This window comes from Bradyrhizobium sp. IC3195 (genome assembly GCF_020193585.1).
Classification (GTDB): Bacteria; Pseudomonadota; Alphaproteobacteria; order Rhizobiales; family Xanthobacteraceae; genus Bradyrhizobium; species Bradyrhizobium yuanmingense.
On sequence record NZ_JADYVG010000008.1, the window covers coordinates 26,352 to 50,256 of the forward strand.

Annotated in this window: 23 protein-coding genes; 9 read left to right on the plus strand and 14 right to left on the minus strand. The window is 64.6% G+C overall.

Going from position 1 to position 23,905, the window contains the following annotated elements; genetic code table 11:
• Positions 1-23: 23 nt before the first annotated feature.
• The 4 genes from I6F09_RS17400 to I6F09_RS17410 all read right to left on the minus strand — a co-directional run bounded on the left by I6F09_RS17400 (position 24) and on the right by I6F09_RS17410 (position 3,266).
• On the minus strand, positions 24-995 hold the full coding sequence (locus tag I6F09_RS17400) for a TRAP transporter substrate-binding protein (protein WP_036029010.1): 972 nt from the start codon (positions 993-995) through the stop codon (positions 24-26).
• 298 nt (positions 996-1,293) lie between these two features.
• The gene (locus I6F09_RS17405; RefSeq protein ID WP_036007486.1) at positions 1,294-2,022 is read right to left on the minus strand and encodes a Crp/Fnr family transcriptional regulator; all 729 of its coding nucleotides are present in this window, start codon (positions 2,020-2,022) and stop codon (positions 1,294-1,296) included.
• Positions 2,023-2,331: 309 nt separating this feature from the next.
• A complete protein-coding gene (locus I6F09_RS37560) occupies positions 2,332-2,457 on the minus strand; it encodes a hypothetical protein (protein ID WP_276573865.1) in 126 nt (41 codons plus the stop codon).
• A gap of 95 nt (positions 2,458-2,552) precedes the next feature.
• Positions 2,553-3,266: a helix-turn-helix domain-containing protein gene (locus I6F09_RS17410; protein WP_036029009.1), complete on the minus strand. Its 714-nt coding sequence runs from the start codon at positions 3,264-3,266 to the stop codon at positions 2,553-2,555.
• A 151-nt stretch (positions 3,267-3,417) separates the two neighbouring features.
• Between I6F09_RS17410 and I6F09_RS17415 the strand changes: the two genes are divergently transcribed.
• Positions 3,418-3,735, plus strand: a complete 318-nt coding sequence (locus I6F09_RS17415; RefSeq protein WP_081493895.1) for a cytochrome c — start codon at positions 3,418-3,420, stop codon at positions 3,733-3,735.
• 7 nt (positions 3,736-3,742) lie between these two features.
• On the opposite strand, the gene I6F09_RS17420 is transcribed toward I6F09_RS17415, so the two are convergent.
• From I6F09_RS17420 to I6F09_RS17430, 3 genes are read right to left on the minus strand one after another with little or no spacing between them, the layout of a single operon-like run.
• Entirely contained in the window at positions 3,743-4,846 is a 1,104-nt protein-coding gene (locus I6F09_RS17420) for an MlaD family protein (RefSeq protein WP_225188614.1), read from the minus strand.
• Positions 4,847-4,849: 3 nt separating this feature from the next.
• Positions 4,850-5,617 carry an ABC transporter ATP-binding protein gene (locus tag I6F09_RS17425; RefSeq protein WP_225188615.1) on the minus strand — a complete coding sequence of 256 codons (768 nt, stop codon included), beginning with the start codon at positions 5,615-5,617 and terminating at the stop codon, positions 4,850-4,852.
• Between the two features lie 2 nt (positions 5,618-5,619).
• Positions 5,620-6,756, minus strand: a complete 1,137-nt coding sequence (locus I6F09_RS17430) for an ABC transporter permease (RefSeq protein ID WP_225188616.1) — start codon at positions 6,754-6,756, stop codon at positions 5,620-5,622.
• Positions 6,757-6,931: 175 nt separating this feature from the next.
• On the opposite strand from I6F09_RS17430, the gene I6F09_RS17435 reads away from it, so the two are divergent.
• Together I6F09_RS17435 and I6F09_RS17440 are read left to right on the plus strand one after the other, a co-directional pair.
• Positions 6,932-7,207 (plus strand): hypothetical protein, encoded by a 276-nt coding sequence (locus tag I6F09_RS17435; protein ID WP_036007505.1) that lies wholly within the window; start codon positions 6,932-6,934, stop codon positions 7,205-7,207.
• Entirely contained in the window at positions 7,208-7,696 is a 489-nt protein-coding gene (locus I6F09_RS17440) for a phage holin family protein (protein WP_036007507.1), read from the plus strand.
• A 9-nt stretch (positions 7,697-7,705) separates the two neighbouring features.
• Here I6F09_RS17440 and I6F09_RS17445 read toward each other — a convergent pair whose 3' ends face one another.
• Together I6F09_RS17445 and I6F09_RS17450 are read right to left on the minus strand one after the other, a co-directional pair.
• Positions 7,706-10,399, minus strand: coding sequence for a bifunctional acetate--CoA ligase family protein/GNAT family N-acetyltransferase (locus I6F09_RS17445; protein WP_109143021.1), 2,694 nt, complete (start codon positions 10,397-10,399; stop codon positions 7,706-7,708).
• Positions 10,400-10,463: 64 nt separating this feature from the next.
• Complete coding sequence (locus I6F09_RS17450) at positions 10,464-11,297, minus strand: universal stress protein (RefSeq protein ID WP_225130392.1); 834 nt, start codon at positions 11,295-11,297, stop codon at positions 10,464-10,466.
• Positions 11,298-11,475: 178 nt separating this feature from the next.
• Between I6F09_RS17450 and I6F09_RS17455 the strand changes: the two genes are divergently transcribed.
• The 3 genes from I6F09_RS17455 to I6F09_RS17465 are packed head-to-tail and all read left to right on the plus strand — an operon-like array spanning position 11,476 to position 15,007.
• Positions 11,476-12,459, plus strand: coding sequence for a zinc-dependent alcohol dehydrogenase family protein (locus I6F09_RS17455; RefSeq protein WP_225142913.1), 984 nt, complete (start codon positions 11,476-11,478; stop codon positions 12,457-12,459).
• Between the two features lie 23 nt (positions 12,460-12,482).
• The gene (locus tag I6F09_RS17460) at positions 12,483-14,021 is read left to right on the plus strand and encodes a bifunctional aminoglycoside phosphotransferase/ATP-binding protein (RefSeq protein WP_225188731.1); all 1,539 of its coding nucleotides are present in this window, start codon (positions 12,483-12,485) and stop codon (positions 14,019-14,021) included.
• A complete protein-coding gene (locus I6F09_RS17465; RefSeq protein WP_225188617.1) occupies positions 14,021-15,007 on the plus strand; it encodes a CHAD domain-containing protein in 987 nt (328 codons plus the stop codon). Before I6F09_RS17460 ends, I6F09_RS17465 begins: the two co-directional genes overlap by 1 nt.
• Here I6F09_RS17465 and I6F09_RS17470 read toward each other — a convergent pair.
• Positions 15,004-16,830, minus strand: coding sequence for an alpha/beta fold hydrolase (locus I6F09_RS17470; RefSeq protein ID WP_225188618.1), 1,827 nt, complete (start codon positions 16,828-16,830; stop codon positions 15,004-15,006). The two genes, I6F09_RS17465 and I6F09_RS17470, sit on opposite strands and share 4 nt — an antisense overlap.
• A 219-nt stretch (positions 16,831-17,049) precedes the next feature.
• On the opposite strand from I6F09_RS17470, the gene I6F09_RS17475 reads away from it, so the two are divergent.
• Positions 17,050-17,778, plus strand: coding sequence for a CBS domain-containing protein (locus I6F09_RS17475; RefSeq protein WP_225188619.1), 729 nt, complete (start codon positions 17,050-17,052; stop codon positions 17,776-17,778).
• 12 nt (positions 17,779-17,790) lie between these two features.
• Here the strand turns inward: I6F09_RS17475 and I6F09_RS17480 are convergent, their stop codons facing one another.
• The 3 genes from I6F09_RS17480 to I6F09_RS17490 form a co-directional block, all read right to left on the minus strand.
• The gene (locus tag I6F09_RS17480) at positions 17,791-18,255 is read right to left on the minus strand and encodes a RidA family protein (RefSeq protein ID WP_192893131.1); all 465 of its coding nucleotides are present in this window, start codon (positions 18,253-18,255) and stop codon (positions 17,791-17,793) included.
• A 15-nt stretch (positions 18,256-18,270) separates the two neighbouring features.
• Complete coding sequence (locus I6F09_RS17485; RefSeq protein WP_225188620.1) at positions 18,271-19,962, minus strand: benzoate-CoA ligase family protein; 1,692 nt, start codon at positions 19,960-19,962, stop codon at positions 18,271-18,273.
• Positions 19,963-20,106: 144 nt separating this feature from the next.
• Entirely contained in the window at positions 20,107-20,598 is a 492-nt protein-coding gene (locus tag I6F09_RS17490) for a MarR family transcriptional regulator (protein ID WP_036007554.1), read from the minus strand.
• 278 nt (positions 20,599-20,876) lie between these two features.
• On the opposite strand from I6F09_RS17490, the gene I6F09_RS17495 reads away from it, so the two are divergent.
• Together I6F09_RS17495 and I6F09_RS17500 are read left to right on the plus strand one after the other, a co-directional pair.
• Positions 20,877-22,052: an ABC transporter substrate-binding protein gene (locus tag I6F09_RS17495; RefSeq protein WP_036028956.1), complete on the plus strand. Its 1,176-nt coding sequence runs from the start codon at positions 20,877-20,879 to the stop codon at positions 22,050-22,052.
• A gap of 106 nt (positions 22,053-22,158) precedes the next feature.
• On the plus strand, positions 22,159-22,614 hold the full coding sequence (locus I6F09_RS17500) for a cupin domain-containing protein (protein WP_036007559.1): 456 nt from the start codon (positions 22,159-22,161) through the stop codon (positions 22,612-22,614).
• Positions 22,615-22,623: 9 nt separating this feature from the next.
• On the opposite strand, the gene I6F09_RS17505 is transcribed toward I6F09_RS17500, so the two are convergent.
• The gene (locus I6F09_RS17505) at positions 22,624-23,874 is read right to left on the minus strand and encodes a flavin-dependent oxidoreductase (protein ID WP_225130375.1); all 1,251 of its coding nucleotides are present in this window, start codon (positions 23,872-23,874) and stop codon (positions 22,624-22,626) included.
• Between the last annotated feature and the right edge of the window lie 31 nt (positions 23,875-23,905).

Sequence of the window (23,905 nt, forward strand, 5' to 3'; positions counted from 1 at the left end):
CCGGACCCGGTTCCCGAATTGTCTTACTTCGTGTCCTGGATGCGCTTGACGAGGCTCTGCAGCTTCTCGTTCCCGGCGAACTTCTGGTAGACCGGCTTCATTGCATCGACGAACTCCGCCTTGTTGCCGATCGTGACCACCTGAACGCCAGCGGCCTCGACGGTCTTGCGGGCGGCCTGCTCGCGCGCGTCCCAGAGCTTGCGCATGACGGGCACCGATTCCTTGGCTGCCTTGCGGACCATCGCCTGGTCCTCCTTGCTCAGCGCGTCCCAGACCTTTTTCGAGATCACGAGAACTTCGGGCGCGAGGGAGTGCTCGGTGATGTTGTAGAACTTGGCGGCTTCGAAGTGCCGGGAGGATTCGTAGGACGGCCAGTTGTTCTCGGCAGCGTCGACGAGGCCGGTCTTGAGCGCGGTGTAGACCTCGCCATAGGGCATCGGCGTCGGGTTGGCCCCCAAGCTCTGGATCATGCCGACCCACAGGTCGGATTGCTGGACGCGGATCTTCAGGCCCTTGAGATCGGCAAGCGATTTGACCGGTGCCTTGACGGTGTAGACCGAGCGCGCGCCGCTGTCGTAATAGGCAAGGCCGACCAGGCCCGCGGGCTCCATGGCTGCCAGGATCTCATCGCCGATCGGACCATCGAGGACGGTGCGCATGTGCTGCGTGTCCCGGAAGACGAAGGGCAGGCACAAGGCAATGGTCTCGGGCACGAAATTGTTCAGCGGCGATGCGTTGATCCGCATCATGTCGAGCGCGCCGATCTTGAGTTGCTCGATCGTGTCCTTCTCCGAGCCCAGGGCGCCGTTCGGAAACACCTTCACGCCAAGCTTGCCGCCGCTCGCCGCCGCGAGCTGCTGGCCCATGAACTTGACCGCCTCGACGGTCGGATAATCGGCGGGGTGAACGTCAGCCGAGCGGAAATCGCGTGCAGTGGCCAGGGGTGCTGAGACCGCCAGTGCAACGGCTGTGATGATACCGGTGAGCGTCTTCATGTGGGCTTCCTCCTGGGTTGATTGAGATCGATTATATCGTTGTCGGCCCGGCTGCAGGCCGCCTTGGGTCGCTCCGCTTCAGGTGTGAAGTCAAGCGCCAATGTCGTCCCTAGGGCGGGCGGCATTCTCTGTCCAAGCCAAATCCGGCATCGATCGATGCAAGACTTGCATCGATCGATTTCTGGCGCAATTCGCACTATGGTGGGTATGGCGGCCTGGCTCGACGTCGCTAGCCCGTGACTTGACGCCTCCAATCGAGGCCCCGCGGTCGCCAGCATCGACGGTTAGGCCGACGGCGTCACTCGCCGCCGAGGCCACTCTCGGCGAGCTCGCGCAGCGCGTCCGTATCGAGCACGACGATGGCGCCGTGCTCGAGGCGGACCCAGTTGCGGCCGGCCCAGGCGCGCAATTGCTTGTTGATGCTCTCGCGCGTCATCCCGACCATCTCGCTGATCTCTTGCTGCGTGATGGCGAGCGTGCCGCTGCCGGAATCCAGCTTGCGCTCTTCGGTGAGACCGAGCAGTGCACTGGCAAGCCGGCCCGGCAGATTCTGCAGGATCACCTGCTCGACCTGCTGACTGGTCCAGCGCAGACGCGCGCACAGCAGCTCGATGAACTTCATCGCCAGCGCCGGCTGGCTCTTCACGAACGGCAGGAAGTCCCGGCGATCGATGACGTAGAGCTCGCAATTGGTATTTGCGGTCGCATCCGCCGACCTGGGCGCGCCGTCGAGCACGGCAATCTCGCCGAAGATTTCTCCGGGGCCGATCAGATTGAGAATAGCGTTCCGCCCATCAGGCGATGAGGAGGAAATCTTGACTGTCCCCGCGATCACCGCGAACAGGCTGTTGCCGGGATCGCCCTTGGCGGCGATCGTCGCGCCACGCTTGACGGTGGTGTGCTTGGCGTAGCGGCAGAGTTGATCGAGCGCTTCCGGCTCCAGATCCGCGAAGATCGGGTGCTTGCGCAGGACCGATAGTTTGTTGCCCGCCGGTTGTCGGGGATCGCCGGTCTTGTCCTGAGGCACGCCGCGGGGCTCCTAAGACTACGAGGCACTGAGTTCCTGCGTAGTCAACGTTACCAGGCATTTCAACCGGAAAGCACGCGCGCGATTTGAGGCAAATGCCACGAAAAGGCCCGTAACGAGGAAGTCAGCAGCCAAAAGCTGCGGCGATGCGTCTTCTTCGACGCAGAGTTGCGGATTACGCAAACTGTGATTGCGTCGAAACGCTGCCGACGGGGGGCGCCCGCCCAGGCGAGCATCGGCCCTGGCGCGCCGGACTCGGACCTAAACCTGGACTTGGACTTGGACCTGGACCTGGACCTGCAGAAGGCTTCAGTGCCTGGAATCCGGATCAAGCCGGCCCGCCGCGGTTTGCCGGTCAGCCCAGGCCAGAACTGCGGCGAACACCACAAAGATCGCGACGACGACAACGGTCACCAGCAACGCGTCAGCAGGCATCATCCCCTCCCGGATTTGTCTCCGGCATTATTTTGCGGGGCATGGCCGCCGTCATTGATCGGGATCAAATTGCCGAGAGAGTCCCGGAGATGAGGTCAGGCTGCGGCCATGGCCTCGACACGGGCCGGATCGAGCAGGCTGATGCCGCCGTGAATGATCTCGATCACGCCGAGACGCTCAAGCTTGGTAAAGGTGCGGCTGACGGTCTCGATGGTCAGGCCGAGATAATCGGCGATGTCCTGACGGCTCATCGGAAGCGCGACCATGTCGGACGGACCGTTGAGCGCGACCAGCCGCTCACGCCAGCCGAGCAGAAAGGTCGCGACCTTCTCGTCGGCCGAGCGGCGTCCGAGCAGGACCATATGGTCGCGCGCCTGGCTCAACTCGCGAATGGCCAGCTCGTTGATGCGCCTGAGCAATTGCGGCCGGTCTTCGATGAAACGGCCGAAAGGCCCTTTTGGGAATTGGCACACTTTCACCACGCCGATCGAATCGGCCGAAAAATTGTGCCGGCCGGACAGATTCATCCCGAGGAAGTCACCGGGCAAGGCAAAGCCGACGATCTGCCGCCGGCCGTCAGGCAGCAGCTTGTACAGCCGCATGACGCCTTCGAGGACGTTGTAGAACGAGGTCGTGATGTCTTCCTCGGAAAACACGGTCTCGCCCGAATCGAAATGGACGCGGCGGCCGAGATGCTCGAACTCCCGGAGTTCGGCTGCATCGAGCGACGAGCAGACCGCCGCTCCACGCACGGCACAATCGTCGCAATGATGTCCGTTCGGCTCACTCGTGACCACGGAAGGCTTCATCCATCGCTCCCCACGCCGGCCGCTCCCGACGTCAGGCCGAGTCCACCGCGCGGCTGCATTTTACTGCACCGTGCCGCAGCCGATTGACCCAGATCAAATTTGGCTGGCATCCCGCTCTTATTCTGCGTCCACGGTTCGACGGGATGATTCCATGCTGCAAAGAGCACTGCGTCACGGCCTGATTGGGCTGCTTCTGATCACGCCTGCGCTCGCGGCCCCGGCCGCCGAACAACGCGGCAAGGCTTTCGCCCGAGCCAATTGCGCACGCTGTCACGCGATCGACCGCGCCTCCAAGAGCCCGCTGGAGATCGCGCCTCCGCTACGCACCCTGCATCGGCGCTATCCGATCAACAGCCTTGGCGAGGCGCTGGCCGAGGGGATCTCCACCGGACATGCCGACATGCCGGCCTTCGCGCTCAGCCCGGACCAGATCCACGACCTGCTGTCCTATCTGAAGACGCTGGAATAGTCGCCCCTCACACCGCCTGCACGGTCCATCCGATCAGCTCCTTGGCGATGCGCGCGAAGGCGGCATCGAAGGCGGCGACTGAAGCGGCCGGTTCGACCTTGTCGAGCTTTTCGCTGGCCTCGATGAGCCGCGATGCGATCACCTTGCCATTCTTGTCGACGATCCGAGCCGACAGTCCGATCTCGGCCCGAGCCTCCCCATCCGTCGCGATCCGAAAGCGCCGGATGTCGAGCAGGAGCTGGTAGTCCGCCGGCCCGAGATCCGACGTGCGCAGCGGGGCGTGGGCGATGTCGTAGTTCTCGAAACTGTCGATCAGGCGCGCCTGCACCAGTTTCGGAATGCTGTCAGCCCAGAGGAAGTCCGCAAAGCCCGGCCTGTCGCCGCTAGGCGCGAACAGCATGCGCTCGGTCTGCAGCATCGCCACCGCCGTCGGCTCGGGAATGGCCAGTGAGGCCGATAGGGTCTTGCCGGCCGGCCCGAGATTCTGCGGCGTGCGCAGGTCGTAGGTGACCTTCTGCGCGGGCGTACCACCGCCGGTCATCTTGTCGAGGCCTGCCAGAATGCCGTCGATCTTGCCGGTGTTGCGCGCGAGCCCGTCGGAGAAGGTCTTGAAATTGGCAATGGTGTCCTTCAGCGGGCCGGAATTGTCCTGAAGCACCGTGTCGACCCGCCGCAGCGCATCGCGCGCCGCCTGCGTCATGCTCTGGCCTGCGCCGGCCTCCGCGATCAAGGTCGGCAGCTCGCCGGACTTGGCGACGATCACGCCCCCCTCCAATGTCACCACGGGAACGCCGGTCAGGCCCTGGAATTCGAGGCCGACCTTGGTGTCGGCACGCACCGGCGTCGCGGTGGCAACCGAGATCGTCGCATTGACGAAGCGCGGGTTATCAGGCGCGAGTCCGAGCTGGGTCACCTCTCCGACGCGAATGCCGTTGAACAGCACGCCGGCGCCGACCAGCAGGCCGGGCACCGGCCCCTGGAATTGCACGTGGTAGCTGGTGCGCGGGCCGATGCCGCCGGTGTTGTTCAGCCAATAGACGAAGCCGAACACTGCGACGATCGCGGCCAGCACGAAACTGCCAATCAGCACATAGGGAGCGCGGGTTTCCATCTCTCATCTCATCTCGTGTTGCAGCATCTGCGAGCGCTTGCCGTGGAAGTAAGCGCGCACCCAGGGATGCTCGGATTGCAGCAATTCGCGCATCGGGCCGATCGCCACGATCTTGCCGTCGGCGAGCGCGGCGACGCGGTCGCAGACCGTGGTCAGGCTCGCAAGGTCATGGGTCACCATGAACACGGTGAGCTCCAGGGTCTTTTGCAGCGTCTTGATCAGCGCGTCGAACTCGCCAGCGGCGATGGGGTCGAGGCCCGAGGTCGGCTCGTCCAGGAAAAGGATCGGCGGATCGAGCGCGAGCGCGCGCGCCAGCGCCACGCGCTTGGTCATGCCGCCGGACAGCTCCGCCGGATATTTGTCGGCGTCCTCCGCACGCAGACCGACCATCTCGAGCTTGGCAATCGCGATCTCGTCCATCAGCTCCTGCGACAGGACGAGATTTTCGCGCAAGGGAAACTGGACGTTCTGGCGCACCGTCAGCGAGGAGAACAGCGCGCCCTGCTGGAACAGGATGCCCCAGGCCATCGCTGCGCCGCGGCCTTGGCCGCCGGCGGGTTGTCCCATGACCTCGATGGTCCCGCTCCGGCGCGGGATGAGGCCGATGATGGTCCGCATCAAGACCGATTTGCCGCCGCCGGAGGCACCCACCAGCCCGAGGATCTCGCCGCGGCGGACGTCGAGCGACAGATGGTCGAGCACGGTTTGACGGCCGAAGCCGACCACGAGGTCACGGACGCGGATGGCGAACTCGTCTTGTGGTCCGTCCATCGTCACATTCCGATCGAGGCAAAGAACACGGCGAACAGGCCGTCGAGCACGATCACCAGGAAGATCGATTTCACCACCGACGTCGTGGTCTGCCGCCCCAGCGACTCCGCGCTGCCCTTGACGCGCAATCCCTCGCTGCAGGCCACGATCCCGATCACCAGCGCCATGAACGGCGCCTTCAGGATGCCCACTTCGAAATGTGCGACGGAAATGGCCTCGTGCAGGCGCGCGATGTAGATCGCCGGCCCCATGTCGCCATAGAACTGCGCGACCAGCCCGCCGCCATAGAGCGCGGCGATCGATCCGATGAAGGTGAGGATGGGCAGCGCAATGACCAGGGCCGCGACGCGCGGCAGGATCAGGACGTCGACCGGATCGAGCCCCATGGTCGAGAGCGCGTCGATCTCCTCGCGCATCTTCATCGAGCCGAGCTCGGCCGTGTAGGCGCTCCCCGACCGTCCCGCGACCATGATGGCGACGATCAGCACGCCGAGCTCGCGCAGCACCAGGATGCCGACCATGTCGACCGTGTATGATTCCGCGCCGAATCTACGGAAGTGGAAGAAGCCCTGCTGCGCGATGATGGCGCCAATCAGGAAGGTGATCAGCGTGACGATGGGGATCGCCTGCCATCCGATGCGGTAGAGCTGATACACCAGAGAGGTCAGCCGCAGCGAACGCGGCCGGCGCAGCACGCCGACCACGGCCATGAACAAGGCGCCGAGCATCTGGAGGAAGATCGTGACGTCCTCCCGCGCGCCGACCGCGGACTTGCCGAGATCACCCAGCCGCGCCAGAACCGGATTGGGCGCGGCCGCCGAAGCCGGCGTGCGGCGGTTGACCTGGCGCACCTCGTCCATCAGCCCGCTGAAATGATCGGCGACGCCGACGAATTCGGCTGGCCTGCCTGACGAGGCGGCCCTGCGCGACAGCTTCTCCAGGACCCAGGCGCCGAGCGTATCGAGCGCGCTGATCCCCGACATGTCCAAGGATACGGCGCGCGAACGATCGACGTCGGCCCCGACCGAGCGGGACAAGGTCTCGAGCGTCACCACGTTCGCGGCGGTCCAGGGCCCCTCGGGGCGCAATTTCAGCACGTCGCCGGACGGCGTCGCGTGCAGCAGCGGTTCGTGATTCACGCTTTCCACCTCATCGGGACAATCGGTCCCCATTCAGCCGGCATTTCTAGGCCAGCATGTGGCGGCCGGATTGACCTGTCTCAAGACCCCGAACGGGCTCCGCCTCTTGACGCAAATCAAGCGCGATCGCACGGGCTGGTCTTAGACTTGTATAAATCTAGAGGACACCGAATCCATGTTCGACAGTGACAGGATGAGCGAGGAATTGCGCACGCTGAAGGTCGACGTCACGCACCTGTTGAGCACCGCCGGCGAGGAGATGTTCGAGAGCTCGAAAGCTCGCACTGATGCGCTCGCCGATCAGATCAGGGCCGCACTCGCCGAGCTCGGCGAGACCGTCGAACAGGAGAGGGAGACGCTCCAGGGCCTCGTTGCGGAGCGTCCAATCACATCGCTCGCCTCTGCCTTCGCGCTGGGCGTGGTTGTCGGCTTCATGCTGAGGAGACACTAGGTGAATACCGAGAATGTCGTCAAACATCTGCGCGTGCTGTGGCGCACCGACAGGATCATCGCCGACATCAGGCTGCGCCATTTGCTGATCGGCCTCGGCCTGCGTGCCTTCGCGGCGCTGATCGCCGCGTTCGGGCTGCTGATGCTGGAGCTGTCGGCCTATTTCGCACTGGTGCAGATCTGGAGCGCGATTACCGCGGCTGCCATCCTCGGCGCCGTCAATTTCGTCATCGCGGCCGCTCTCTTCCTGATCGCCGGCCGCGCTCCGTCGGGGCGTGACATCGAACTCGCCAACGAAATTCACGACACCTCCATCGAAGCCCTCCAGCTCGAGGCCCGTGCGCTCCAGGCCCAGGTGTCGGGCGCGGTGCACCACCCGCTGAGCACGATCGTGCCGGTGCTGCTGCCGCTGATCGCGATCATCATCAAGACTCTGCGGACGACGGCCAGGTCGTCCAATGATGCCAGTTCGGCCGAGGCGCAATCGTAGCCGACACGCTCAGAGCTTGAGCCTGACGTCGCAGATCTCAGGCTCGGCCGGGTCCGGCTTGACCTCGAAGCCGAGCTGCCGGCACATGTCGAGCATCACGGTATTCTCCTGCAGCACGTCGCCCGATATGGTCTTCAATCCTTCCGACCGCGCGTAGTCGATGATCAGCTGCATGAGGGCCCAGCCGAGCCCCCTGCCCTTGAGGTCGGACCGCAGCAGGATCGCGTATTCGCCGGTCTCGTAGATCGAGTCGGAATGGAGCCGGACCACGCCGACCATTTCGCCGCTGGCCTCCTCGAATGCGATGAAGGCCATCGCGCGCGCATAGTCGAGCTGGGTCAGGCGTGCGATGAATTCGTGGGTGAACTCCTTCATCGGGGCGAAGAAGCGCAGGCGAAGGTCGTGCGCCGTGACGTGACGCAGGAATTCGTGGATGGTCGGCTCGTCCTCGGGGCGCATGGGCCGCACGAAGATGCGCCAGTCCTCCTTGAGCTTGAGGCGGCGCTCCCATTGCGACGGATAGGCGCGAACGGCGAAATTGGCCGGGCCGGAGCCGGCGAACTTCCGCTGTGGCGGCCCGACCGCGACGCGGGCATCCACCGCGGTCACGCCGGTTTCGTCGGCCAGCAGCGGGTTGATGTCGAATTCGCGGATCTCGGGAATGTCGGCCGCCATCTGCGCCAGCTTGACCAGCACCATGGCGACGGCGTCGTGCTTCACCGCCGGCACGTCCCGATAGGCCTTCAGCAGCCGCGACACGCGCGTGCGGTCGATCAGATCGCGGGCCAGTTGCAGATCGAGCGGCGGCAGCGCCAGCGCCTTGTCGTTGATGATCTCCACCGCCGTGCCGCCGCGGCCGAAAACCACCACCGTGCCGAAGGTCGGATCGTCGGCAAGGCCGAGGATCAGCTCGCGCGCCTTTGCCTTGACGACCATGGCCTGGACGATGACGCCGCCGATGCGCGCCTCGGGCCGCAGCTTCCGCGCTCGCGCAAGAATGTCCGTCGCCGCCGCACGGACGGCCTCCGGCGACGTCAGATTGAGCACGACGCCGCCGACGTCGGATTTGTGGGTGATGTCGCGCGACATGATCTTCAGCACGACGGTGCCGCCTTGCGCGAAGATGTCCTTTGCATAGGCTACCGCCTGCTCGACATCGGCTGCCGCACAGGTCGGCACCATCGCGATATCGTAGGCTTCGAGCAGGTGCTTGATCTCGACGGGTTCGAGCCACTGGCGGCCATCCGCGATCGCGGCGGTGACGATCTCTCTCGCCCCCCTCGCATCCGGAACGAACGTGTCGGGCATCGCGGGAGGCACCTGGGTCAGCTCCTCCACCACCTCGCGGTGCCGGACCAGATGCATGAAGCCGCGCACGGCGTCGTCCTCGGTCGGATAGTTCGGCACGCCGGCGCTGGAGAGTGCCTGGATGATGTGCTGATCGGCCCCGACCCAGGCCGCCAGCACGGGCTTTGCCCATCGGCGGTGCTGCTCGCGATACTTAGCCACGAGCTCCGTCACGGTCTTGGCGATCTCGGCGGCCGATGCGATCGCGGTCTGCACATTGAGGACGAGGACTGCGTCGTTGTCGCGATCGGCCAGCAGTTCCTCCAGCGCCGCTGCGTAGCGCGCAGCATCGGCGTCGCCCACGATGTCGACGGGGTTTGCACCCGACCAAGTCGGCGGCAGCGCCGCATCGAGCTTCCTGTGCGCATCAGTCGAGATCGTCGCCGGAATACCGCCGAGCTCGACCAATCGATCGACGGCGAGGACGCCGATGCCGCCGCCATTGGTCAGGATGGCGAGACGCTTTCCGGTCGGCGATTCGACGCGGCCGAGTGTCTCGGCACAGTCGAACAGCTCGCGCAGGTCGGACACCCGCAGCACGCCCGCGCGGCGGAACGCCGCGTCATAGACGGCGTCGGCACCGGCGAGCGCCCCGGTATGCGTCGCAGCGGCCTTCGCACCCTGCGCCATGCGGCCGGACTTCACCACGACGACGGGCTTCACCCGCGCGGCCGCGCGCGCCGCCGACATGAACTTGCGCGCGTCCTTGATCGCCTCGATGTAGAGCAGGATCGCGCGGGTCTTGTGATCCATCGCGAAATGGTCGAGCAAATCGGCAATGTCGACGTCGATCTGATCGCCGATCGAGACGATGCCGGAGAAGCCGACGCCGCGCTGCGCGGCCCAATCCACCATGCCGGCGGCAATGGCACCCGATTGCGAGATCAGCGCGAGGTTGCCGGCCCCCGGCATGTGCGCGGCGAAACTGGCATTCAGGCTGACGCCGGGCATCATGATGCCGAGGCAGTTCGGCCCGATCAGCCGCATGCCGTGTTTGCGGGCGGCAGCGCTGGTCGCCTCGTGCAGCGATCCCGGTCCCTGGCCGAGACCGGCGGAGACGATCAGCGCACCCGCAGATCCGCGACGGCCGGCCTGCTCGACGATGCCTGGAATCTCGCCCGCGGGCGCGGTGACGACGACGAGCTCGGGCACGAAGTCCAGCCTGTCCAGGCTCTTCACCGCGGCGAGGCCGCCGATCTCGGCGTGGCGCGGATTGACGAGGCCAAACCGCCCCTTGAATCCCGCTTTCCGAATGTTTTCCAGGACCGCGCGTCCAACGGACGCCGGACGCGCGCTCGCGCCGACGAGCGCAACCGAGCGCGGCGACAGCAGGTTGTTCAGACGATAAGTCGACATGAAAACAAATGCGCCGCGCCAGCGGCGGTTCCGATAATTGGACGATCCGGCTGGAAGAAGACGCCTAGTGCGAGATCATAACCCAGCATGGTGGCTGGCCAATGACGGTCTTTGTCACACCGCCCCACACGATCTCGTTCAGGCGCGAATGATGATAGGCGCCCATCACGACGGCATCGATGCCATGGGAATTCGCCCAGCTTCCCAATACTTTGCCGGTCGAGCGGCCGCCCCCCTTCGTGGTTTCGAACGAGGCAAAGACGCCGTGTTCCCGCAAATGGTTGACGAGTGCCGTTCCGGATCGGACGACCGCGTCCGTCTCGTCCTCCGCCACGGTCAGCACACGAACCGAACTGGCAGCCTGAAGAACAGGCAACGCATCGCCGACCGCACGCGCGGCCCGTGCAGAATGATCCCAGGCAATCACGACGTTCTCGAACTCGGGCCTGAGCTCGTCGGCGCGATGTTCGGGACAGAGCAGAAGCGGCCGGCCGGATTCGAACAACAACGCCTCCACGATGGTCTCCGTTCGACTGTCATGCGGTTTCACGGGAACCAGCGCGAGGTCGCTGAAGCGGGCGTGCTCGGCCAGGATCGCTCCGATCTGATCCGCAGGCACCTTGCCCGACCGGCCCTGCGCGCGGACGTTGGCGCAGCAAGCCGCATCGGTGAATGCATTCAGCAGCTGCTGCATGTCGCTCGCCTCGAGGCTGGCCTGCGCGAATTCGCGATCGTCAGGCAGCATCACCTTCGGTCGCTCGAAAACATCTTCCTCGAGCGCGAGCGCGGTGATCCTGGCGCCGAGATCGGCGGCGACAGAAACGCATTTCTCGATCGCAACCAGGGCTGGCCCGCGCGGCTGGCCGACAAGGGGCAGAAACACATCCTTGATGGGCATCGGAATTCTCCTGAGCCACCATGATAGGCGGGCTGTCGTCGAGACCCTTGATCCGCGTCAAGACCGGCGGAAACTCCGTCCGATCAGCCCGGGAAACAGGCGTTGACTGACGTCAAGGACTGGCCACCCGGCCGTTCTATGGATACTTCAGTCGGAGCGGTTCGCCCCGGAGACAGACATGCGTGCGATGGTGTTGCCGACCCCACGAGCGCGGCTCCGGATGGAGGAGCGGCCCGACCCGATGCCGGGCGAGGGTCAGATCCGGGTGAAGATCAGCGCCTGCGGTGTATGCCGGACCGATCTTCATCTCGTCGATGCCGAGCTGCCCGGCATCCGCTATCCGATCGTGCCTGGCCACGAGATCGTCGGCCGGGTCGACCTCATCGGCGCGAATGTGACGACACATGCGCCTGGTGACCGGGTCGGCATTCCCTGGCTCGGCTTCACCTGCGGAAAATGCCGCTTCTGCCGCGAGGGTATGGAAAACCTCTGTGATGCACCGCTGTTCACCGGCTACACGCGCGACGGCGGCTACGCGACCCACACCATCGCCGACGCACGTTACGCTTTTCCGCTCGGCGAGTCCGGCAGCGACGTGGAGATTGCGCCCCTGCTGTGCGCGGGGTTGATCGGCTGGCGCTCGCTGGTCCTGGCCGGCCCCGCCGAGAGGCTCGGTCTCTATGGCTTCGGCGCGGCCGGCCACATCATTGCGCAAGTCGCGGCTTGGCAGGGACGCTCCGTCCATGCATTCACGCGGGCCGGCGATGCCGCTGCACAAGATCTTGCCCGCCGTCTCGGCGCTGTCTGGGCGGGGTCATCGGACCAGGTGCCCGACGAGCCGCTCGACGCCGCGATCATCTACGCGCCAACCGGCGAGCTGGTCCCGGCGGCGTTGCGCGCCGTGCGCAAAGGTGGTCGCGTCGTCTGCGCCGGCATCCACATGAGCGACATTCCAAGCTTTCCGTATGATCTGCTGTGGCAGGAACGGCAGCTGGTCTCGGTCGCCAACCTGACCCGGCAGGATGGCCTCGATTTTCTCAAGGTCGCGCCGCAAGCCGGCGTGCGGACCGAGACGACGGCGTTTCCGCTCGATCAGGCCAATGAGGTCCTGACCATGCTGCGGAATGGCCAGATCCTCGGCGCGGCCGTGCTGACGCCCTGATGGTGCTTGCCATGTCCGCTTCGATGAAGGATGACACGGCGGCTCAGGAGCGCATCTTTCGGATGCTGACCGACCATCCCGGCGTGATGCGCATCGACACGCATGCCGCCTCGGTGTTCCTGGACGCAAAGCGTGCGCTGAAGATCAAGCGCGCCGTCCGGTTTCCCTTCCTCGACTATTCGACGCTCGAAAAGCGCAAGGCGGCCTGCGAGGAGGAGATCCGGATCAACCGGCCCCTGGCGCCGCAGATCTATCGTGGTGTCGTGGCGATCACGGAAGAGGCGGATGGATCGGTGAAGGTCGAGGGCGCCGGCCGGCCGATCGAGTATGCGGTCGACATGTCGCGCTTCGACGAAAGCAGGACGTTGGATCATCTGGCCGAGGCCGGCCCGCTGGACGCGAAGCTTGCCTCCGCCGCCGCCGACGCCATCGCGGCGTCGCACGCGGCGGCGACACGCGCCGACGGAAAAGCATGGGTCTCCTCCATCCCGGCCCTGATCGACGGCAACACCAATGGTCTGCGGGCCGGCGGCCATTTCAGCGCAGACGAGATCGAGCAACTCGCCAACGCTTCGCATGCGGCCTGTCTGCGTATTCGTCCCCTGCTCGCAGAGCGCAGCCGCCGGGGCTTCGTGCGCCGCTGCCATGGCGATCTGCATCTGGCAAACATCGTTATGATCGATGATCGACCCGTGCTGTTCGACGCGATCGAGTTTGACGCGCAGATGGCGACGGTCGACGTGCTCTACGATCTCGCATTCACGCTGATGGACCTGTTGCAGCACCACCAGCCGAGCGCGGCAAACATGGTGCTGAACCGCTATCTCGCCGCGACGCCGGCGGACAATCTCGATGCGCTCTCGACCCTGCCGCTGTTCATGTCCATCCGGGCGGCGATCCGCGCCCAGGTGGCGCTGGCGCGACTGAAACCGCCGCACTCCGACGATCCCGGCATCGTCGACCAGGCACGGCGTTATTTCGACCTCGCCGGGACGCTGATCCGTCCTCCTGCTCCGCGTCTGATTGCGGTCGGCGGACTGTCCGGCACCGGAAAGACCGCCCTGGCGCACGCGCTCGCGCCGGTCGTGGCACCGGAGCCGGGCGCCGTCGTGCTGCGCAGCGATCTCGTCCGCAAGCAGATGTTCGGGGTCGAAGACACCCACCGCTTGCCGCCTTCAGCCTATACGCCGGAGGTCACGGCCCGCGTCTATGACACGCTGGTGCAGCAGGCCCGGCGGGTGCTGGCGCAGGGCCATTCGGCGATCGTTGACGGCGTATTCGCGCGCGAGGACGAACGCGATGCGATCGCGGCGCTGGCGCGCGAGTGCAACGTGACGTTGAACGGGCTGTTCCTCGTCGCAGACCTTGCAACCCGGCAAGCGCGCATCGGCGACCGCCGGGGAGACGCATCGGACGCCACGCCGGAGGTTGCCGCGCTGCAAGAGCACTATAATATCGGCCATGTCGGCTGGGCGACCATCGATGCATCCGGGACACAGGAGCAGACGCTTCAGAACTGCCGGAACGTCATCGCTGAGGGGCAAACAAGGCAATCAGACTAATGCGGGCAAGGAAGTCGCGATCCACCACGCGCTCGACGGCAAATGCGCATGCCAAGCCAGCAACGCGGCGCAATGTCCTGCCCGCCCGCCTCAGCCCCGGCATGGCCTGCGACACGGCCTTCCGCATCATCGCCCGCCGACACCTCGGCGCGGTGATCGCTCAGCACGACGGCACCTGCCGCGGCGATCCGGATGCGCTGCACCAGATCCGGATCGCACTGACTCATCTGCGGACTGCCATCCGCTTCTTCTCGCCAATGGTCGACGATAACGTGCGACCGGAAGTCTGGGCCGAACTGAAATGGCTGAACAGTCAGCTCGGCATGGTGCGGGACCTCGATGTGGCCATCGAGCGGATCGTCGCAGAGAGTAGCGACGAGCTCGCGGTGGTCGCCGAGCTTCAGCGCTGGGACGAAAAACGCGCGGAGAGCCATCGGCTGCTGGCGCGTGCGCTGCAATCGGCGCGGTATCGCCGCCTGGTCGAGCAAACCTCGACGTGGATCGAAAGCGGCCCCTGGTCGACCCGCCGCAGCAAGGAAGCGATCCGGTTGCGCCGCTGCACCCTCGCCGACCATGCGACGGAGCGGCTGACCGAGTGGGAGACGACGCTGCTCAAGAAGGCCCGTAAGCTGAAGAAGCTCGATGTCGAGAAACGTCACAAGCTGCGGCTCCTCAACAAACGGATGACCTACTCGGTCGAGTCGCTTGCGGATCTGTTCGCCGATGGGGCGGCGACGAAACAGAAGTCCATCCTCAAGCAATTGCGCAAGGCACAACGCTCGCTTGGTCAATTGAACGACGATGCCCGCGGACAAGCGCTGGCGGCATCGTTGAATGGCGCCGGGATCGAGGCCAGCCGTCGCTTCCTCAATCGCAAACGCGAGAAGAAGTTGTTGCGGAAGGCGTCAACGGCCTATCGCAAATTGGACAAGGCCAAACCGTTCCGCTCCTCGGATCTCACGCCGAGATCGGAGCCGGAGGCTTAGGTGTGGACGTAGTCCCCCGGCGCGTCCGGCAGGCCGAGGGCGTCGCCAAGTCCGATCTGCGGCGGATCGCAGGGGGCGCCGGAACGTGCCGCCAGCCAAGTGGTCCATTCCGGCCACCATGAGCCCTCGACCCGCGGGGCCAGCTTCAGCCATTCGTCGGCACCGACATAGGGCGCATCGGCAGCCTTGGTCAGCACCTGATAGAAGTGGCCCTCCTCCTGCGGAGGCGCCACGACACCGGCATTGTGACCGCCGCTGGTCAACAGGAACGTCACGTCGGCATCGACCTGATAATGGATCTTGTAGACGGATCGCCAGGGCGCGACGTGATCGGCGAGCGTGCCGACCACGAACATCGGTGTGTGAATGTCGGACAGCGAGACGCTCCGGCATTCGACCCGATAGCGACCTTCCGCCAGATCGTCGTTCAGGAACAGCTTACGCAGATACTCCGAGTGCATGCGATAGGGTAGCCGCGTGGCGTCGGCATTCCAGGCCATCAGGTCGCTCGGTGGCGAGCCGTCGCCCATCAGATAATCACGCGAGAGCCGCGACCAGATCAGCTCGTTGGAGCGCAGGAGCTGGAACGCGCCCGCCATCTGTGTCGTGTCGAGATAACCGCGCTGCCACATCATGTCTTCGAGGAAGGCAACCTGGCTCTCGTTGATGAAGAGCGTCAGTTCGCCGGCCTCCGTGAAATCGGTTTGTGCGGCGAGAAGCGTGACGGTGCCGAGACGGCTATCGCCGTCCCGCGCCATGGCCGCCGCGGCAATCGACAGCAACGTCCCGCCAAGGCAATAGCCGAGCGCATGGATCTTCCGGCCCGGCACGATCTGCCCGATCATGTCCAGCGCGGCCATCACGCCCAGCTTGCGGTAGTCGTCGAAGGCAACATCCCGATCGTTCGCATCCGGATTGCGCCAGGAGATCGCGAAGACGGTGAAGCCCTGAGCGGTCAGGTATTTGACCAGGGAATTCTGCGGCGACAGATCGAGGATGTAGTACTTCATGATCCAGGCCGGCACGATCAGAATCGGCTCCGGCCGCACCTGCGCAGTCGTCGGATGGTACTGGATCAGCTCGATTAGGCTGTTGCGGTAGACGACCTTGCCGGGCGAAGCCGCCACCGTCTTGCCAACGACGAACTGATCCTCGCCGGCCAGCTTCGAGCCGGAGAGCAGGCGCATCAGGTCGCTGCACCAGTTCTGCCAGCCGAACACGAAGTTCTCCCCGCCGCTTTGGAACGCTTTTTCCAGCACCTGCGGATTGGTGGCGGCGAAGTTCGAGGGCGCCAGCATGTCGAGCATCTGGCGCATCGAGAACTCGACGATGGCCTCATTTGCGTGCGACACGCCGCGTATGCCGGTCGTGGCATCGTGCCACCAGCGCTCGGTGAGCAGAAACGCCTGCGCAAGCAGATTGAACGGCGCGGCTTCCCATTGCCGGTCCTTGAAGCGGCGATCCCGCGCCTGCGGCCGAATGACGGACCATGGTTCTTTGGATGTCGCGTGAGCGGCAGCTTCCAGGAAGCGGCCTGAGTCGCGGAAGATATTGCGGAAGAGCTCCATCTGGTGCTGAGGCGCCGCCGCAAGATGCGCGCCCCAGTCGAGCCAGGCGAGCGACAAGGCAACAGGCGAGATTCCGCCCGTGAACCGCGCCAGCATGGCATGAAACGCGCGATCGAGTGGATACGAATCCGTTGTTTGCGGGCAAGTGCAGTCAGCCGGCGTGCCTGCGACCCTTTCGGAAATCCCAGCAGCCGGCCTGATAGCGGGAGCTTGCAGCGGCGCTTCGGCCCGCGGGAAGATCTTCACGACGCTCATGGCTCATTGTTCCTGCGGGCTTCTGTTCTACGCCTCCGGCAGGATATGGCGACGCTTCCGCCGCGCGTTGAGCTGCATCAAATCGCGGCACGGATCAAAATCGGTCAATCAAGGCAAGCTTTGTCCGCTTGAACTTTGTCGCTTGACCTGGGTCAAACCGCACCCGGACGGTTTCACTAGGCTTTGTCCATTGAAATTGACATGCCAGCGGAGTTGTCCATGCGCGCCCACCAGATCATGACCCGGTCGGTCATCTCGGTCACCCCCGACACCAGCATCGTCGAGGCGGCCAATATCATGCTGAAGCGACATGTGAGCGGCCTCACGGTGGTCAACACTACCGGCAAGCTTGTGGGCGTGGTGTCGGAAGGAGATTTCATCCGCCGCAGCGAGATCGGCACCGGGCGCAAGCGCGGGCGCTGGCTGCGGTTCATCCTCGGTCCGGGCAAATCCGCCAGCGACTTCGTCCATGAGCACGGCCGCAAGGTCTCGGAAGTGATGACCGACCTGCCCGTGACCATCACCGAGGATATGGCGCTTGCGGAGATCGTCGATCTCATGGAGCGGAACAACGTCAAGCGGCTGCCGGTGGTGCGCGGCGACAAGGTCGTCGGAATCGTGTCCCGCGCCAACCTGTTACAGGCCGTGGCCGGGCTCGCCCGCGAAGTGCCGGATCCAACCGCCGATGACGACCACATTCGCAGCCGCATCATCGACACCATGGAGAAGAACGACTGGTGCCCGTTCGGGCTGAACGTCATCGTGCGCGACGGTATCGTTCATCTCAGCGGCGTCATCACCGAAGAGCGCGCTCGGCAAGCCGCGATCGTCGCCGCGGAGAACGTCGAGGGCGTGAAGAAGGTGCACGATCATCTCTGCTGGGTCGACACCATATCCGGCGTCTATCTCAACTCGCCCGAAGACGACGAGCTCGCCAAAGCGAGCTGATCGCCGCGGAGTTCAGCTCGGAATGACGGCGGTGGCTTCGATCTCGACGCGCGCCGCCTTCTCGACGAGGCGGACGACCTGTACCAGGGCCATCGCTGGATAGTGCGTTCCGAAGACGTCGCGGTAGATCCTGCCGAGCTCCTTCAGATTGGCCAGATACTCGTCCATGTCGACGACGTACCAGGTCAGGCGCACGAGGTGCTCGGGCCGGGCACCGGCCTCGGCCAGGATCGCTGCGATGTTGTCCAGGGTCTGGCGCACCTGCGCGACGAAGCCATCGGCGAGACGCTCCTCGGCGTCCCAGCCGATCACCCCGCCGGTGACGACGATGCGTCCTTCGGCAGCCATGCCGTTGGCATAGCCCTTCGGCAGCGGCCAGCCTGACGGCTGCAGGATCTGCGCCTTGGTGCGCGTTCCATCCTCGGCTGCGGTCGGCAGGACCGCGAGTTGCGGGCTTTTCGGCGTCGTCACAGACAATTCTCTATCCTTCTCTCATTCCGCGGCGACGCCTGAGGACGTCACTGCAGCCTGCGCCAGCTGCCGCAGGGCAAAGCGCTTCAGCTTGCCGGTCTCGGTCTTCGGCAATTGCGCGACGAACTCGATGGCGCGCGGATATTTATACGGCGCGATCTCGCGTTTGACGTGCTCCTGCAACTCGGCCACCAGCTGAGCGTCAGGGGTCACGCCGGGCGCGGCAACGACATAGGCTTTGACGATCATGCCCCGCGCCTCGTCGGGCGCACCGACCACACCGCACTCGGCGACCGCCGGATGCGTAAGCAGCGCCGCTTCGACGTCAGTTCCTGCGATGTTGTAGCCAGCCGACACGATCATGTCGTCGGAGCGCGACTGGTACCAGAAATAGCCGTCGCTATCCATCAAATAGGTGTCGCCGGTGATGTTCCAGCCGTTCTGGACGTATTTCCGCTGCCGCTCGTCGGCCAGATAGCGGCAGCCGGTCGGCCCGCGCACGGCGAGAAAGCCCATCGTTCCGGGCGGCACGTCGCGGCCCTCGTCATCGACGATCTTGGCTTCATAGCCCGGCACGGGCTTGCCGGTGGCGCCGGGGCGGATCTCGTCCTCGGTCGCGCTGATGAAGATGTGCAGCATCTCGGTCGAGCCGATGCCGTCCATCAGCTTGATCCCGGTCGCCTTGAGCCAGGCATCGAATGTTGGCTTGGGAAGGGTCTCGCCCGCAGACACGCATTTGCGGAGCGAAGAAATGTCGCGGCCTGCGAGCTTGCCAAGCATGGCACGGTATGCGGTCGGCGCCGTGAAGCAGACCGTGGTCTTGTACTGCTCGATCGCATTCAGAATGTCGTCCGGCGTCGTCTTCTCCAGTACAACGAAGGAGGCGCCGATATGCATCGGAAACAGCACGCCGCCGAAGCCGAAGGTGAAGGCGAGCGGCGCCGAGCCGATAAAGCGATCGTTTTGCTCGGCGCGCAGAATGTTGCGCGCATAGCCGTCACAGACCGCGAGCATGTCGCGGTGGAAATGCATGGTGCCCTTGGGATCGCCGGTCGTGCCCGAGGTGAAGGCGATCAGGCAGATGTCGTCGGCGGCGGTATCGACCGCCTCGAACTCCGGACTGGCATCGGCGATCAGCGCTTCCAGCGAATCCGCCGCGCCATTGCCCCAATAGACGACCCGCTCGAGACCGGGCGCAGCAGCTTTCGCCTTCTCCATCTCCTCGGCGAGCTTTCCGTCGCACAGCGCCAGCGTGATCTCCGCCTTCTGGATCGGATAGGACAGCTCCTTGGCGCGCAGCAGCGGCATCGTCGCCACGCAGATTCCACCGGCCTTGATCACCGCGAGATAGGTCGCAACCATCATCGGATTGTTGGCCGAGCGCAGCAGCACACGCCCGCCGCTGACGAGACCGAGCTTGCCAACCAGCACATTAGCGATGCGGTTCACCAGCGCCTGCAGCTCGCGATAGGTGTAGCTGACGGCCGGGCTGATGACGCAAGGGGCATCGCCATGGCCCTGCTCGACCCAGCGATCGAGGAAATAGCTGACGCAGTTCAGTCGCGGCGGATAGTTCAGCTCCGGCCGCGTGAAGATGAATTCGGGCCAGAGCTCGCGCGGCGGCAGATGTTGCCGCGCGAACGCATCGACATGGGCCGTCGCGGCGCTGCCGTCAGACGAGCCCGTCACTTGAATCTTGGCGGCGTTGGCCATCGCACGCTCCTTTCAGCATGGATTGCACCCGGCAGCACGATCTGGAAAACATTTTAGGCTTAAAACAATTCGGCGCAATAGGGGATTTTGGGCATCCCGTGCTTTTTCATGCGGCAAAGGGTGTCGGGCTGTCGCGCCCGCAGGCTACGGCCGGCGGCGGGCGGCCGATTTCTGCGCGGACGCCTTGGTCTTGGCGAGGAGGCGCATCAATTCGCGCACATCCTTCGGGGAGAGATCGGCGAACAGATCGGCGATCCAGGTCTCGTGCTCGGCGGCCATCCTGCGGAACTCGGCACGCCCGAGCTTGGTCAGCCGGATCACCTGGACGCGGCGATCGGTGTCTGAGGTCCGCCGGTCGAGATGGCCTGATTCCACCAGGCGCTCCACGAGCCCGGTCACATTGCCGTTCGAGACCATCATGCGCTTGGAGACATCTGACAGGGTCATGCCGTCAGGCGCCTTGTCGAGCTGTGCCATCAGGTCAAAACGCGGCAACGTGACGTCGAACCGCTGCCGCAGCCGGCCGCGCACCTCGCCCTCGATCAGCGTCGTGCAGGTCAGGAGCCGCAGCCACAGCCGAAGCTCTTCGGCGTGGTCCTCCGGTGTTTCGACAACCTTGGTCTCGGAATCGAGCATGTCGATGCAGTCACTCACGGCCGGCCATGGCGCGGGCACGGATTCCCCAACGTTTTGAGCTTCAAATAAATCCGCGTCGGCCGCAAGTCCAAAGCTGCAACAATCGACCGCACGCCAGTTTCTTTAGGCTTCAAATAATTGGCGCGCAGCTTGCATGCATCGCTACCCGCAGGATGCGACGCCCCGCGCTCGGCTTGCCGCGGCCGCCGTCATCGGCATAAGCTTTGGATTGGAGTACGTGGCTTGCAGCGCAAGCCAATCGTCACGAGGGACAGATCATGAAGACGAAAATAACCTTGGCCGCAGCTGCGATGCTACTCGGCACCGTGGTGACCCCTGCCCTCGCCCAGGAAAAAATCAAGCTGGGTGTGATCGTGACCCTATCGGGGCCCGCCGCAGCGCTGGGCCAGCAGGTTCGCGACGGCTTCGCGCTCGCCGTGAAGGATCTCGGCAGCAAGATGGGTGGCCGCGATGTCGAGGTCGTCGTCGTCGACGATGAGCTGAAGCCGGATGCTGCGGTGACCAAGGTGAAGGGCCTTCTGGAACGTGAGAAGGTCGACTTCGTGGTCGGGCCGATCTTCTCCAACATCCTGCAGGCCATCCACCGGCCCATCACGGAGTCGAAAACCTTCCTGATCAGCCCCAATGCCGGTCCGTCGACCTTCGCCGGCAAGGATTGCAACCCGTTCTTCTATGTGACCTCGTATCAGAACGATCAGGTGCACGAGATCCTCGGCAAGGTCGCGCAGGACCGCGGCTACAAGCGGATGTACCTGATGGTGCCGAACTATCAGGCTGGCAAGGATTCGGTGGCGGGCTTCAAGCTGGACTACAAGGGCGAGATCGTCGAAGAGTCCTACATGCCGCTGAACACGTTGGATTTCCAGCCGGAGCTCTCCAAGATTTCCTCGCAGAAGCCCGATGCACTGTTCACATTCATGCCGGGCGGCCTCGGCGTCAATCTCGTCAAGCAGTACCGGCAGGCCGGGCTCGCCGATACTATTCCGGTGCTCTCGGCCTTCACGGTCGATGAATCGACCCTGCCGGCACAGCAGGATGCGGCGGTGGGCATGTTCGGTGGCGCGAACTGGGCGCCCAATCTCGACAATCCCCAGAACAAGAAGTTCGTTGCCGCCTATGAGGCCGCCTACAACAGCGTTCCCGGCACCTACGCCTTCCAGGCCTATGATGCCGCGATGCTGATCGACAGCGCAGTCAAGGCCGTGAAGGGCAATCTCTCCAACAAGGAGGCCGTTGGCGCCGCGTTGAAGAAGGCCGACTTCACCTCGCTGCGCGGGGCCTTCAAGTTCAACAACAACAATTATCCGATCCAGGATTTCTACCTGACCAAGGTCGCCAAGCGTCCGGACGGCAAGTTCCAGACCGAGATCGTGCAGAAGGTCTTCGAAAATTACGGCGACCGCTATGCCAAGGACTGCAAGGCGTCGAACTGAGCATGATCCGGACCCGAAGGGCCGCACTAGCGCAAAGTGCGCAGCGGTTTTCCGATGAAGATCATGCTCTGACAATAGCCGCGCAGCGCGCTACGGGAGGACTGCAATGAAGAGCGAAATCACCGGCATCACGCGGGCCAATGAAGGAATCCAGGGCATTTCCTGGAACATCCTCGGCCAGACCTACGTGCCGAAGAGCTACGCGGAGAACAGCTTCTCCTGGCACGCGACGCTACCGCCGGGCACCTTCGTGCCGCCGCACATTCACCCCGACCAGGATGAGTATCTCTATATGCTGGAGGGCAAGCTCGATTTCATGCTGGGCAATTCGGAGGCGCAGGCCAGTGCAGGCGACCTGATCCGCCTCGGCATGGGCGTGCCGCACGGCATCTTCAACAAGTCGGAGCAGACCGCCAAGGTGCTGTTCTGGGTCTCGCCGAGCCGCAAGCTGTTCGACCTGTTCTGGGGTCTCCACAACATGAAGGAGCAGAAGCCCGAGGACGTCGTGGCGATGGCCGCCGAGTTCAACATCCACTTCCTGCCGCCGCCGCCCGGCGGCTAGCAGCCTGTCTTAAGCGCGCACCGCCGCGAGTCCCGGCACCGCGGCGAAGCCTGCCTTGGTGGCATAGCCGCGCACGATGGCCTCGCGCTGGGAATAGCTTAGGACGTTGTCGACATTGTCGAAGCCGTCGGGCGCGAGCTGCTCGACGGCGTCGATAACGCCCTCCGGCCCGCCGCGCCGGTTGGAGCGGACGATTTCGGCCGTCATCGGCAGACGCTTCTTCTCGTATTCGAGCAAGGCCTGACGCGGGTGTTCGGCGCGCACCAGCACATCCGCAAGACAGCGCGCGTCGAGAATGGCCTGCGAGGCGCCGTTCGATCCAACCGGATACATCGGATGCGCGGCATCGCCGAGCAGCGTGACCCGGCCCAATGACCAATAGGGCAAGGGATCGCGATCGCAGGTCGGATATTCGTAGAATTCGGGCGTTGCCGAGATCAGGCTCTTCACGTCGATATAGGGCACCGAGAAGCGAGCCACATGCGGCATCAGCTCTTCGCGGCGGCCCGGCCGCGACCAGTCTTCCTTCCGCGGCGGCGGCGCGTTGCCCTCGCCCACCTTCACCAGCACCGCCCAATTGGTCAGGCGGCTCGCCGGGCTCGATCCTTCCGCGATCGGATAGATCACCACCTTGGCATTGAGACCGCCGGCCACGATCATCGATTTGCCGGTGAGAAACAGCGGCCAGTCGCGCGCACCGCGCCACAGCATGAGGCCGTTCCAGCACGGCGGCCCTTCGTTCGGAAACAGCGTCTCGCGGACGCGCGAGTGAATGCCGTCGGCGCCGATCAGGATATCGCCGCGCGCGGTGTGGACATGGGCGCCGGCGCGATCGAAGAAGTAAGCGGTGACGCCGCCCTCGTCCTGCGTGAAGGCGCCGAGCCGGCAGCCGGTGTGAATCGCCTCACGGCCCAACCGCTGCTCGACGGCACGATGGATGACGCCCTGAAGCCGGCCGCGATGGATCGAGAATTGCGGCACATCGTGGCCGGCGTCGATGCCGCGAGCTTCGCGCCAGACCTCCTGGCCATGGCGGTTGAGATAATAGAGCTGATCGGTGCGGATGGCGACCTCGTCGAGCTTCTGCAGCAGGCCGAGGCCGGCCAACTCCCGCATCGCGTGCGGCAGCGTGTTGATGCCGACGCCGAGCTCGCGAATGGTGTCGGCCTGCTCGAAGATCTCGCAATCCAGGCCGCGCGAGCGGAACATCAAAGCCGTCGTGAGACCACCGATACCGCCACCGACGATAATCGCCTTCATCGCCCTAACTCCACTCGAACCGCAGGCAATG

What these genes read in the sequence shown, in the direction of transcription:
- I6F09_RS37560 (WP_276573865.1), bottom strand. Translation starts at nt 2,457, where the DNA reads ATGCCTGCTGACGCGTTGCTGGTGACCGTTGTCGTCGTCGCGATCTTT.
- I6F09_RS17455 (WP_225142913.1), top strand. Translation starts at nt 11,476, where the DNA reads ATGCGTGCGATGGTGTTGCCGACCCCACGAGCGCGGCTCCGGATGGAG.
- I6F09_RS17465 (WP_225188617.1), top strand. Translation starts at nt 14,021, where the DNA reads ATGCGGGCAAGGAAGTCGCGATCCACCACGCGCTCGACGGCAAATGCG.
- I6F09_RS17450 (WP_225130392.1), bottom strand. Translation starts at nt 11,297, where the DNA reads ATGCCCATCAAGGATGTGTTTCTGCCCCTTGTCGGCCAGCCGCGCGGG.
- I6F09_RS17475 (WP_225188619.1), top strand. Translation starts at nt 17,050, where the DNA reads ATGCGCGCCCACCAGATCATGACCCGGTCGGTCATCTCGGTCACCCCC.
- I6F09_RS17505 (WP_225130375.1), bottom strand. Translation starts at nt 23,874, where the DNA reads ATGAAGGCGATTATCGTCGGTGGCGGTATCGGTGGTCTCACGACGGCT.
- I6F09_RS17485 (WP_225188620.1), bottom strand. Translation starts at nt 19,962, where the DNA reads ATGGCCAACGCCGCCAAGATTCAAGTGACGGGCTCGTCTGACGGCAGC.
- I6F09_RS17495 (WP_036028956.1), top strand. Translation starts at nt 20,877, where the DNA reads ATGAAGACGAAAATAACCTTGGCCGCAGCTGCGATGCTACTCGGCACC.
- I6F09_RS17500 (WP_036007559.1), top strand. Translation starts at nt 22,159, where the DNA reads ATGAAGAGCGAAATCACCGGCATCACGCGGGCCAATGAAGGAATCCAG.
- I6F09_RS17445 (WP_109143021.1), bottom strand. Translation starts at nt 10,399, where the DNA reads ATGTCGACTTATCGTCTGAACAACCTGCTGTCGCCGCGCTCGGTTGCG.
- I6F09_RS17435 (WP_036007505.1), top strand. Translation starts at nt 6,932, where the DNA reads ATGTTCGACAGTGACAGGATGAGCGAGGAATTGCGCACGCTGAAGGTC.
- I6F09_RS17420 (WP_225188614.1), bottom strand. Translation starts at nt 4,846, where the DNA reads ATGGAAACCCGCGCTCCCTATGTGCTGATTGGCAGTTTCGTGCTGGCC.
- I6F09_RS17490 (WP_036007554.1), bottom strand. Translation starts at nt 20,598, where the DNA reads ATGCTCGATTCCGAGACCAAGGTTGTCGAAACACCGGAGGACCACGCC.
- I6F09_RS17425 (WP_225188615.1), bottom strand. Translation starts at nt 5,617, where the DNA reads ATGGACGGACCACAAGACGAGTTCGCCATCCGCGTCCGTGACCTCGTG.
- I6F09_RS17410 (WP_036029009.1), bottom strand. Translation starts at nt 3,266, where the DNA reads ATGAAGCCTTCCGTGGTCACGAGTGAGCCGAACGGACATCATTGCGAC.
- I6F09_RS17400 (WP_036029010.1), bottom strand. Translation starts at nt 995, where the DNA reads ATGAAGACGCTCACCGGTATCATCACAGCCGTTGCACTGGCGGTCTCA.
- I6F09_RS17470 (WP_225188618.1), bottom strand. Translation starts at nt 16,830, where the DNA reads ATGAGCGTCGTGAAGATCTTCCCGCGGGCCGAAGCGCCGCTGCAAGCT.
- I6F09_RS17415 (WP_081493895.1), top strand. Translation starts at nt 3,418, where the DNA reads ATGCTGCAAAGAGCACTGCGTCACGGCCTGATTGGGCTGCTTCTGATC.
- I6F09_RS17460 (WP_225188731.1), top strand. Translation starts at nt 12,483, where the DNA reads ATGAAGGATGACACGGCGGCTCAGGAGCGCATCTTTCGGATGCTGACC.